Genomic DNA, 11,512 nt, shown 5'->3' with positions numbered 1-11,512 from the left:
ATCAGCTTTTGGATCAATATATTGATCTGCGCCCGAAACCGTTCTCAGTGAAGCCACGAGGCGGCCCCATTAAAGTCAAATTTGAAACGTCTAACCGTTCTCAAGTGTCCTGCGGTTGTGTTGGTTGTGTGTTCGTGGGCTGATTGCCCGGTTATTTTGGCCGCAAGTTTTTGGAATGATGGGCGGGAAGAAATGAACCACAACCAGGCTGTCGGTGCATCGCACGACGAACCTCAAATTCAAGGTCTGCAACCGGGCGCGAAACTGCTGCGCGGGCAGTACGAAATTCTTCGCTTCCTCAGCAATGGCGGGTTCGGCATCACGTATTTGGCGCGTGACAGCCTGGAACGCGATGTGGTCATCAAGGAATGCTATCCGGGTGCCTTGTGCCGCCGCAACGGTGACCTGGTCGAACCCAATGATCCGGCCTTCAAGGACGACCTGCGCGCGATCATCGACCTGTTCATTCAGGAAGCCCGCAACCATGCTCGCCTGGTCCACCCCAATATCGTCGACGTGCACCAGGTCTTCGAAGACAACGATACTGCGTATATCGCAATGGACCTGATCCGTGGATGCGATCTGCTGGACTACATCGAGGACCCCAAGACCGAAACCGGCCCGGACTTTATCGTCCAAGTCACCGAAAAGATGCTGTCCGCGGTGTCGTTCATCCACCAAAGCGGGATGCTGCACCGGGACATTTCGCCAGACAACATCCTGATCGACGAAAACGGCGAACCGATCCTGATCGACTTCGGCGCCGCGCGCGAACAGGCTGCCAACCAATCGGCGGCGCTGTTGACGCTTCGGGTGATCAAGGATGGGTACTCGCCGCACGAGTTCTACGTGCGCGGCTCCGAGCAGGGTCCCAGCAGCGACTTGTATGTGTTGGCGGCAACGCTCTACCACGCGATCAGCGGCGAGCGCCCGATCGACGGCCAATCGCGCCTGAATGCCTTCAACAACGGACAGAAAGATCCCTATCAGCCGCTCACCGGCCGCTTCCAGGGTTACCCCGATGGCTTCCTTGAGGCGATCGACAAGGCCATGGAGGTCCACGCGACCGACCGCCTTCAATCCGCACTGGATTGGTTGCGGATGTTCCGCGGCCCCGGTGTCGAATTCGACAGCTTTGCCTATCGCCCCGTTTCGGTAATCGTGGCCTTGGACCGCAAGGACGAAGAGGCCGAAAAAGCACGCATCAAGGCCGAAAGCGAAAACGCCGAAGCGGTGGTAACAGCCCTGCTGGCCGGCAACTCCGATCTGGCTCTTGGGCATGGCGAAAAGAACGACGACGGTCCGGCAAGTTTTGCCCAGAAGGACGAGCCTGCAGCGGCAGTGGACACGGTTGTCCAAAAAGGATCGGGCGGCAACGGCAAATTGATCGCGGGTGTCGCCGCGATCGCGATTCTGGCTGCTGGTGGCTTCTTCGTGATGTCCGGCGGCTCGACCGAGACGGACCCGACACCGATCCAGACCGCAACGCCAACCGAGACGGCCGAACCTGCCGAAACGCAGACGGCCGAACCAGTGATCGCACCCGAAACGACCAAGGCAGAAGAAACCGCAGCAGCAACCGAAACAGAACAGCAGGTGGCAGAAGACCAGCCTGTCGAGCAGGCCGCAGCGGCTGTCACACCGCCGGCGGTGGAAACACAGGAAGAAGCGGCGCAGCCCGAAGAACCTGTCGAAGTGGCGGCGGTTGCACCGGGCGCTCCGGTCAATCTGGCCGAGACCCAAGTCAGCTATGCCCATTGGGATGTCAAAATCCCGTTCTCGACTTCGCAGCGGCGCGCCTCGACCGGAAACATCATCGCCATCACCGGTGTGGATGCCGACCAGGACATGTCCACGATCGGTGAATGGGTTCAGCGAGGCGCAGCGATCTATACCCTGAACGGCAGCCCTGTGCGCGCCGGAACGACGCTTGCCGCACAGGTTCTGGACAACCTCCAGGTTGACCCTGACGGCTATATCCGTGTCGCGGCGCGGTATCGCCCCATCGGACAGACCCGCGCGCAGAACGGCCTGCTGGCCCTGCCCGCAATCCGCGAGTTCGGGCTGGCCAACGGTTACTCGTTCGAAGCCCGCGGCGCCGATTTGCCCGAATGGCAGACGGTTGTTGCCGGAGCACCGGCCGCAACGGCAGGTGGCCTGCAGACCGGCGACATTCTTGTCCGCGAGACTGTCTCGGGAACTGAGATGATTGCTGCCGACAGTCTGGATACCGCGCTGAACGCGTTGGTTTCCGAAAACAAGCCCGAAGCACGTTTGGTTGTGCTTAGAAACGGGGCGGAAACAACCGCGGTGATGCCTTTGGCGCAGGAGTGATCAGACCGGTACGTATGTGATCCGCCAGATTGTGTTTGCTGAGGAGGATGCCGCGTTTTGGCCCTCCTGGTGGGGACCGGCCCGCCGCGGAAGGTAAGAGTGTTTCAGGTTTCCAACTTCATAAGTGCCGCTGCGCCATGCGCAGAGGTTCGTAGCAGCCCCACGGGTCACCTAAGCCCGTGCAAGTAGTCAAAAGGTGTCGACACCATGTTCAAATACAAAAGCCCACTCAGCCGGCTTCTCGAGGGTGCCGGCAAAACCAAAGAAGCCGAAGGGTCGGAACCCGAAGTCGAAACGACCGACAAGGCCGAGCCGATTGCGGACTTCAATGCACTGCGCCAGGCTCTGGCTGGTGGAAACCTGAGCACGGACAGCTACGAGGAAACCGACGAGCTGATCCCTGAAGAGAAGATGCCCGATTTCGCCGAGACCGAACAGACGGTGGAAGAGGCAACAGAAAGCGAAGAAACAGCCGAAGCCGCGCCTGAAGCGCCGGAAGAAGCCGAACAGGTCGTGACGCTGCACGTTGCGGCAACCGAAGAAGAAGAGACCATCCAGTCCGTCATGGCCGAAACTGCCGAACCCGATCTGGAGGAAGTCCGAGAGGAAGAGGCCTCGGCGCCGACCCCGTTCGAGTTGCCGGAACCCATTGCAATCGAAACTGCCCCGGACGAAGCAGCGGCAGATGCCGAACCTGTGGCCACCGAGCCCGAAGAACCCGAAGCCGCCCCGGAAGCCGCCGAAGCGCCGGCCTCGGATCGTCGGTCGCGCGTCAAGACCACCTTCCTCGGGTTCGAGCGCCCTGACACACATGTGCAGGAACTGATCGAAACAGCCGAGCCGGTGGCCAAGACCGAAACCGCAGGCGCGACATTCCCGGTCGGTTGGCTGGCAGTAACCAGTGGCCCCGGGCGGGGGTCCAGCATCACGCTGACCGAAGGGCTTATGCAGATTGGCCGCAACGATGACCAGGCGATCCAATTGGATTTTGGCGACACCGGGATTTCACGGTCGAACCACGCCGTCATTGCTTATGACCCCGAAGACCGCAAATGCTATCTGGGCCATGGCGGCAAGGCAAACCTTGTGCGCCTGAACGGCAAACCCGTCCTCAGCACCGTGCCGCTGTCCAGCGGCGACCTGATCCGCATCAGCGAAACATCGCTGCGGTTCGTGGCCTTCTGTGACGAAAACTTCGACTGGCGGGACGCATAACGGATGCTGGCTACTCCGGCATATGACATTGCACTGATCCTGGATCAGGGTCAGCGCGACACGCAGGAAGACGCGGTTGCCTCGCGGGTCTTTGATGCCGCCAACGCCGGTTATGTCGTGGTGGCAGACGGCATGGGCGGTCACGCCGCCGGCGAAGTGGCTTCGGATCTGGTGGTCAAGTCCTGGTGCGAAGTGCTCGACGCAGTTCTGGAAAATCCGGAATTGACCGAGAATACGCTGCTGGATGCGCTGCCCATGGCCGCAATGCAGGCCAACGCGGCCGTGGCGGGGTATGGCGACGACCAGCACCAAGGCTTCAACATGGGCTCGACCCTGCTGGGAGTTCTGCTGCTGGGCAACAAAGTGTTCTGGATCTCGATCGGCGACAGCCCTTTGTACCTGTTCCGCGATGGCGTTCTGTCTCAGATCAACGAAGATCATTCGATGGCCCCGGTCATCGACGCACAGGTAACCCGAGGGGAGCTGTCCGAAGCCGAAGCGCAGTCCCATCCCGACCGCAACCAGCTGACCTCGGTCATCATGGGCGCGGCGATCCCCAAGGTAGACTGCCCCGAAGACGCGCTGGAACTGACGACCGATGACCTCCTCATCCTCGGCAGTGACGGGCTGCAATATCTGGGCAACCACGACATCCAGTCCATCCTTCAGGACAACGCTTCGGCCCTCTCCCAGGACATCGCCGACAGCCTCCTCAAGGCACTGATCGCCAAGGGTGATCCGGATCAGGACAACATTTCAATCGCCGTCATCAAAACGGCCCGACAATAACAAAAGCAAAGCAACAGGACCCATGAGAACACACCTGATCATATCCAGCATTGCCCTGGCGGCAGCAACGGGGGCAGCCTCGGCGCAAGAGGCATGCTCGACCTACGAGATCCAGCGCGGCGACAGCCTGCGTGAACTGGCCATCAAGGTCTATGCGACCGAAGACTATCGCATCATCTACGACGCCAACCGCGACACGATCGGGTCCAACCCCAACATCATCCGCGTCGGCGACGTTCTGACCTTCCCCTGCCTCGAGGATGTCGGCCGCGCTGCGCCTGAACCGGAAACCGAGGCCGAGCGCATGGCCGCCGAGATGGCAGCCGAACTGGTCAAGGCCGCGGAAGAACGTGCCGCTAAGGCCATTGCCGAGGCCGAAGCCCGCGTTGCGGAGGCCCAGCAGGCCAGCGACAAGGCTGTCATCGGAGCCAAGGCAGCCGCGAAGAAGGAAATCGAGGCCGCCCGCGCAGAAGGTGCCGCCTTGATCCGCAACGCCGGTGACGGCACCCGCCCCGAGATCCGCGACCGGCAGTTGCTGCTGATCACCGGGGGCAACTACGCGCCGTTTACCGACGAAGCCCTGCCCAATCGTGGTCTGTACACGAACCTTGTCGAAACCGCGATGCTGCGGGCGGCGCCGGAACAGGCCTACAAGATCCAGTTCGTAAACGACTGGTCGTCGCATCTGGACCTGCTGATGCCCACCCTGGCCTTCGATGCCACGTTCCCTTGGTCGCGCCCCAACTGCGAAGAAGCCGAGACACTTTCGGAAAGCGACCGGAACCGGTGCGAGACCTACAACTTCTCGAACCCGTTCTACGAAGTGGTCGACACGTTCTTCGCCAAGGATGGTTCAGGCTACGAAACCTCGCTCAGCTACGCGGAATTCGTCGGCACCACGATCTGCCGCCCCGAGGGCTGGTCAACCTCGCACATGGACGCTGTAGGTCTTTATGAGCCTGCGATCACCATCTTGCGCCCCGTCGATCCGGACGAGTGTTTCCACGCAGTCATGGACGGGCGGGCTGACCTGGTCGCCATCGAAGCGCATCTGGCCGTCGAGGCCATCGGTCGGCTGGGCTATGAACACAAGATCATCGAAAACCCCAACCTGGCGGCGATCAAGTCGCTCAACGTCATGACCCACAAGGACAATCCGGATGGGGAAGCGATCCTCGAGACGCTCAATCAGGGTCTGGCGATCATGCAGCAATCGGGCGAATGGCGCGACATCGTCTCGACCGCCCTGCGGTACCAAATGGAAAACGGATAAGGGCCGGCAAGGTCTGACAAAACAAAAGTCTGGAGGAAGTGGACATGTTTGAAATCAATCTGAAGAAACTGGTGGCGGCAGCCACCGCAGTAACCGCCCTCAGCGCCGGCGCCGCCGCCGCTCAGGAGGCCTGTACCAACTATACGGTTCAGGACGGTGACACGATGGCAACCATCGCCATCGCGGCCTACGGCACATCGAACTACCAGCCGATCTTCAACGCAAACCGCAACGTCATCACCAACCCGAACTCGCTTGAGCCGGGTATCGTTCTGGCCCTGCCCTGTGAAGACGGCAGCCTGCCGAATGGCCGCAGCGCGCAGGAAATCATCGCCGCGGAAGAACAGCGCGCTGCAAGCGTGAAACGCTCGAGCGTCTATGAGCCGCCGATCAAACTGGTCACCGGTAACGGCTGGGCGCCCTTCGCAGATGAATCGCTGAATGGCGGTGGTATCATCCCGCGTCTGGCAACCACCTCGTTGCAGCGGGGCGGCAACGCCCGCGACTATTCGGTCAGCTTTGTTGACGACTGGAACTCGCACCTGGAAACCCTTCTGCCGCTGGGCGCGTTCGACGTGTCGATGGCATGGAACATGCCGGACTGCACCAACCGCAGCTACGAATGGTCCTGGGAAACCGAGGTGCGCTGCACGCAGTTCGACTCGTCGGTCCCGGTCTATGACATCGTGGTCGGTTTCTACACCCTGCCCGAAAGCCAGTTTGCCAATGCGACCACCTTTGACGAGCTGAAAGGGTCGACCATCTGCCGCATGGACGGCTGGTTCATCCACGATCTGGAACAGCAAGGTCTGATCAATGGCGACACCATCACCTTGATGCAGCCGATCACCGCGCGGGAGTGTCTGGATGCCGTTCTGACCGGCACTGCAGATGTTGCAACCTTCGAGGTTCAGCTGTTCTCGGACACCATGGTTGAAATGGGTCTGAACCAGAACGACCTGATCGAGAACCCCTTCGTGACCTCGCTGTCGTCGCTGCGTTTCATCGCGCACCGTTCGAACCCGTTCGGCAAGCAGTACCTGGCCATGCTGAACAAGGGCCTCAACGAAATGCGTGAATCCGGCGAATGGTACGCGATCGTTTCGGACTCGCTGCGCGAGCACAACGACAAACTGATGGCCGCGTCGAACTGATCCCTCGGTTCCGCGAATGACTGGGGCTGGTCGACTGACCGGCCCCTTTTTTATTCTCCGATCAACTGATCCAGCCGACCCGCAAAGCCGCCTGCGGGGATCAAACCCTCGACCTTGCGCAGAAGTCGCGCGCCGCCAAAGTTCAGCCACTGAGACTGCCGCAACGCCCAGTAAGCGGCTTTGGCAGTTCCCAAAGCCGTGAGCTCGTCCCGTGAAACCATGAATGACCGAGGTTCCACGATCTCATAGGGATGCAGATAAACTTGCGGCGGTATGCCGGCCTGTTCAGACCGTTCGATCAATATCCTCGCCAGACCCGAAGTCATGAACTTCAGATAGCTGCCTCCCAGACGCACCATCGGCCCCCTGCCCGCCAATGGCGTCATGAACAACGGCAAGATCCGGAGCGTGGTCAACCCCATTTCCCGCGAAAACCGATCACATTCCTGCTCCGAGGCGAAGAATGATGAACAGTCGTAGTCGAAATGACGTTCAATCAGGCGGTACTGTTCAGGCGTTGCGCGGTTCAATCGAAAGCGCGGGGCGCGAAACCCTCGAACAGGGGTGTTCCCGGCCTCTTCCAAAGCTTGCCGCGCCTGACCCAGCATACTGTCTATGGTCTCCGCAGACTGCAGGTCCATGCTGTCATGAAAATAGTAGTGGCAGGCAACCTCGTGGCCCCGCTTTGCGATTTCGGCCACCAGATCAGGCGCATCGCGTGCCACGACCCCCGTGCAGAAGAACGTTGCGGCGCAACCCGTCGATCCGCCAAGTGAGCGAAGGAAGCCATCAATGGTTTCAAAGCTTTGCCACAGCTCTTCAACTCTGAGCGGTCCGGTTTCCCAGACCCCCAGAAGGCGTTTCAGATCATGCGCAAAGTCTTCGAAATCGACGCTGAGAAACAGCCGTGTCACGCGACAGCTTGGGCCCGGGCGCTGTCACCCTTCAGCGCTTCGCGCAGTACGACGTAGTCACCGATCACCAACGCATCAACTCCCGATGCCGCAAATGTCGCGCAAGCATCCAGAGGCGAATAGACGATGGGCTCCTGGATATTGAACGAGGTGTTCAACAACACAGGCACTCCGGTCTTTTCGCCGAACCGGGTCAACAAGGCGTGGTACAGCGGGTTCGCCGACTGCGATACCGTATGTACGCGTGCCGTCTGGTCAGTATGGGTGATCGCCGGAATGTCTGCCGCCCGATCGTCACGCACACGAGCAACGATGTTCATGTAGGGGCTGGTCTGATCGATCTCGAAAAAGGTCGAGGCCGCCTCCTCCGCAACGCTGGGCGCAAAGGGCCGGAAATGCTCGCGTTTCTTGATCTTGACGTTCAGATCGTCGCGAATGCTGTCCTTGCGTGGGTCTGCAAGGAAGGATCGGGCACCCAGAGCACGCGGGCCAAACTCTGCCCGCCCCTGGAACCAGGCGATGATCTTGCCTTCGGCCAGCAGGTCGGACACACGGTCCAGGAACTGGTCAACAGGCAGGGCCTGCTGCGGTTCTGCGCAATACTGATCCAAGGCAGCGGTGATGTCGGCATCTGCCCAATCGGCACCCTGATATGGGCTGCGAACCGAAGGCAGATCGACTTGCTCGCTCGGAATGCAGGCCAGCGCTGCGCCAACTGCACAGCCAGCATCATGTGGGGCCGGTGGAATAATGACCTCGTCAAACGTGCCGTCTGCGATCAGCGTTCCATTCGCCGTGACATTCAACGCGCAGCCGCCGGAAATTACCAATTTGCGCAGGTCCGGATTGGCTTTGCGGACCGGCTCCAGAATATGGTGCAGGGCTGCCTCGAACGCGGCTTGCACGGAGGCCGCCAGGTCCACGTGGCGTTCGTTCGGCGCGGTGCCGGGCTCGCGCCGCGTGCCGAACAGTTCTTCCATACGTGGATGGAACTCGCCGCGCAGGGCTGAGTGATAGTCGCACAGCGCGGTGTTCACGCGGTAACCGCCGTCATCGTCCAGGATCAGAATTTCGCGCAGGATGGCGTCGCGATAGATGGGTTTGCCATACGGCGCCAAGCCCATCATCTTGTATTCACCTTCCAGCATCTTGAAGCCAAGAAAACCGGTGAAGGTCGAGTAGAAATGACCCAGCGAGTTTGGCCAGCGATGATCCGCCAGACCTTCCCGCTTGCCGTTCCGCACAACTGACACGATGGTCGAGCTTTCCTCGCCTCCACCGTCATAGGACAGGGAAACGAAGCTGTCCCAGTCACGCATCGCCTCGGCGTACAGTTGATGGGTCAGATGGTGGTTGATGTAGTGCAACTTGAAATCGGCCGGACCATGCACAGCCGTCAGGATCTTGCGGATGCGGAACAGGTCCATCCAGCCGCTGTCCTGTGACTCGTCCGACGAGGCATCTGACACGAACAGTGCCCCGATCCGCGCCGTTACGCTTTTGGCGGCTGAGGGTCGCTGCAAAATCTTGCGCATCGTGCCCATACCTCGGCCGACCATACGCCACGGCTGCCAATAGACCGCAACCTCGTCGATGTCCGAGAACTTCAGCCCGGCAATGCGCAGAACTTCGGCGATCGCCTGATGGGGAAATGCCCCGTCATTCTTGACCCGCGTCAGCCGCTCTTCTTCGATTGCGGCAACCAGCTTGCCGTCCTTGAACAGCGCGGCAGCGCTGTTGCTCATTGTAGCCAAACCCAAAATTACTGACATAACCTAAAACACCCTTGGCCAAAAAACTTGCCTGATAACGCGGCCACGTTAACGGTCAGAGGCTGGTAGGTGCAACCCGGATGAAGGTGCTGCTCGATCAAATTTCAGCCTTTCACGGCCAACCGGAAGCCATGCAAGTGTGATTCACCGGACTTGTCAGCCTGTTGCACCGGTCTGGTGCCGGGCACTGCGCTGGGTGCGCAACACCCACCAAGAGAACAATCTCGCCAAAAGTGCTCTTTCGTTCACGAATAGCCACTGCGTTAAGCCCGACGGCAGCCAGTTGCGAACTTGGGTTCCCCCAAACACCGAGCTTCTGCTAGGCTTAATCGTGGCATTTGTTTTGGTATTCGTGGAATGGATTTGCGGTTAATTCGATCCGTCAGCGCCCCGGCATTTTTGACCCGACGGACTGTCACATCTGTTTGCGAGGCACCTGGTCTTTGGACCGTGACTTGTCGAGGGAAGGGCTATTCATGAAAATCCTGTCTTTCAAATCCGGACATGACGGCACAGTTGCAGGTGTCGACAGCACCGACGGGCGTCTGCTGTTTTCCTACGAGGCGGAAAAGAACAGCTTCCCCCGGTATACGCCGGTTACGCCTGACACGTTCATTGACGCGGGTCTATGGTTCAAGGATTTGCCGGATGTCCTGGCCCTCAGCGGGTGGTCAAGCAACGGGGCCGACCACGTTACAACTTCGGGGGCCGGATACTTCGGCATCGGCGCGGGGTCTGAAACAGTTGGCAAACGAACCTTTTTTGGCAAGTCGGTCGATTATTACTCTTCAACTCACGAACGGGCGCATATCTGGTGCAGTTATGCCATGTCCCCCTTTCGTCAGGGCGAGCCCTGTTATGTGCTTCTGTGGGAAGGCGCATTGGGAGATTTCTACGAGATCGACAGCGACCTGACCATTCATCACCGAGGGCAGGTGATGACGGCCCCGGGCACACGCTTTGCGTTTCTCAATGCCCTCGCCGACCCCGAATTTCCGGTCACGGGCAACTCACCCCGCCCACAGGATCCCGGCCGCCTGATGGCAGCCTGCGCATTTGGCGAAGACGGTCCACCAGATGCGGACGAGACGGAACTGATCAACAGGTTGCTTTCTTCGGACCTGGGCGGCGACGCACTTCGCAAAAGCGATTTTGCGACTTCACCCTTCTTCAACATTGGAACGGACAGCCAAAAGCTGAAGAACATGGCCACCAAGCTGTCCAAAGCGATATTCCAGAAGTATCGCGCCTATGCGGAACAGAACCTGCATGAAAAGTATCCGCTGCTGATCGCCGGCGGGTGTGGCCTGAATGGACACTGGAATACCGCGTGGAAGCAAAGCGGGCTGTTCCGCGAGGTCTTCGTACCGCCGACGACCGGCGACTCGGGATGTGCTATCGGAACCGCCGTGGACGCGATGCGCCACTATACCGGCCAAGCCAAACTGGAATGGTCGGTCTATTCCGGCCAGTCCTTCTGCGACGACCGCATCGACACGCAGGGCATGACCGCAACCGAACTGAACCTAAACACGATCGCCAAAGACCTGCTGGACGGAAAGATCATTGGCTGGACCCGCGGCAATTGCGAGATTGGGCCGCGCGCTTTGGGAAACCGGTCGATCCTGGCCGCGCCGTTTTCCCCGGAGACACGTACGCGACTGAACCGGATCAAGGGACGGGCCAGCAACAGTCCAGTGGCGCCGTCTTGCCTGGAAGAGGATGCTGCACTGCACTTCGACATCAGCGCGCCCTCGCCATACATGATGGACTTTTACCGCGTTACCAATCCGGACCTGGCCGCAGTAACCCATGTCGACGGTTCGGCGCGGGTACAGACAGTCAACCGCAACCAGAACCCCTATTTTTACGACCTTCTGGCCGCGTTCAAGGCGGTGTCGGGGGTGGGCGTGCTTTGCAACACCTCGCTCAATTTCAAGAACTCCGGCTTCATTAATACAACTCGGGATCTGGCACATTATGCCCGCCAGGTCGGGTTGGATGGATTCGTCGCGGGCAATACCTATTACACATTCGACAACCCGCGCTGTTGACCGAACA

The 11,512-nt window shown here is 59.8% G+C and carries 8 protein-coding genes; 6 read left to right on the top strand and 2 right to left on the bottom strand.

The window, feature by feature from the left end; all coding sequences use genetic code 11:
- Positions 1 to 192 precede the first annotated feature (192 nt).
- The 5 genes from ACR0CU_RS14055 to ACR0CU_RS14035 all read left to right on the top strand — a co-directional run bounded on the left by ACR0CU_RS14055 (position 193) and on the right by ACR0CU_RS14035 (position 6,765).
- Positions 193 to 2,334, top strand: a complete 2,142-nt coding sequence (locus ACR0CU_RS14055; protein ID WP_170447994.1) for a serine/threonine-protein kinase — start codon at positions 193 to 195, stop codon at positions 2,332 to 2,334.
- A gap of 207 nt (positions 2,335 to 2,541) precedes the next feature.
- Positions 2,542 to 3,549 (top strand): FHA domain-containing protein, encoded by a 1,008-nt coding sequence (locus tag ACR0CU_RS14050; protein ID WP_170447992.1) that lies wholly within the window; start codon positions 2,542 to 2,544, stop codon positions 3,547 to 3,549.
- Between the two features lie 3 nt (positions 3,550 to 3,552).
- Positions 3,553 to 4,338, top strand: coding sequence for a PP2C family protein-serine/threonine phosphatase (locus ACR0CU_RS14045; protein WP_170441276.1), 786 nt, complete (start codon positions 3,553 to 3,555; stop codon positions 4,336 to 4,338).
- A 22-nt stretch (positions 4,339 to 4,360) separates the two neighbouring features.
- Positions 4,361 to 5,611, top strand: coding sequence for a transporter substrate-binding domain-containing protein (locus ACR0CU_RS14040; protein ID WP_170447989.1), 1,251 nt, complete (start codon positions 4,361 to 4,363; stop codon positions 5,609 to 5,611).
- Positions 5,612 to 5,655: 44 nt separating this feature from the next.
- Entirely contained in the window at positions 5,656 to 6,765 is a 1,110-nt protein-coding gene (locus ACR0CU_RS14035; protein ID WP_170341645.1) for a transporter substrate-binding domain-containing protein, read from the top strand.
- Positions 6,766 to 6,815: 50 nt separating this feature from the next.
- On the opposite strand, the gene ACR0CU_RS14030 is transcribed toward ACR0CU_RS14035, so the two are convergent.
- Together ACR0CU_RS14030 and ACR0CU_RS14025 are read right to left on the bottom strand one after the other, a co-directional pair.
- Positions 6,816 to 7,679 (bottom strand): polysaccharide deacetylase family protein, encoded by an 864-nt coding sequence (locus ACR0CU_RS14030; protein WP_170447987.1) that lies wholly within the window; start codon positions 7,677 to 7,679, stop codon positions 6,816 to 6,818.
- Entirely contained in the window at positions 7,676 to 9,451 is a 1,776-nt protein-coding gene (locus ACR0CU_RS14025; protein ID WP_480643280.1) for a carbamoyltransferase family protein, read from the bottom strand. The genes ACR0CU_RS14030 and ACR0CU_RS14025 overlap by 4 nt, the downstream gene beginning before the upstream one ends.
- A 476-nt stretch (positions 9,452 to 9,927) precedes the next feature.
- Between ACR0CU_RS14025 and ACR0CU_RS14020 the strand changes: the two genes are divergently transcribed.
- Complete coding sequence (locus ACR0CU_RS14020; RefSeq protein ID WP_480643278.1) at positions 9,928 to 11,505, top strand: carbamoyltransferase C-terminal domain-containing protein; 1,578 nt, start codon at positions 9,928 to 9,930, stop codon at positions 11,503 to 11,505.
- Positions 11,506 to 11,512 lie beyond the last annotated feature (7 nt).

The organism is Ruegeria sp. BC2, from assembly GCF_056539245.1.
This window is presented reverse-complemented; position numbering and strand designations above follow the sequence as displayed.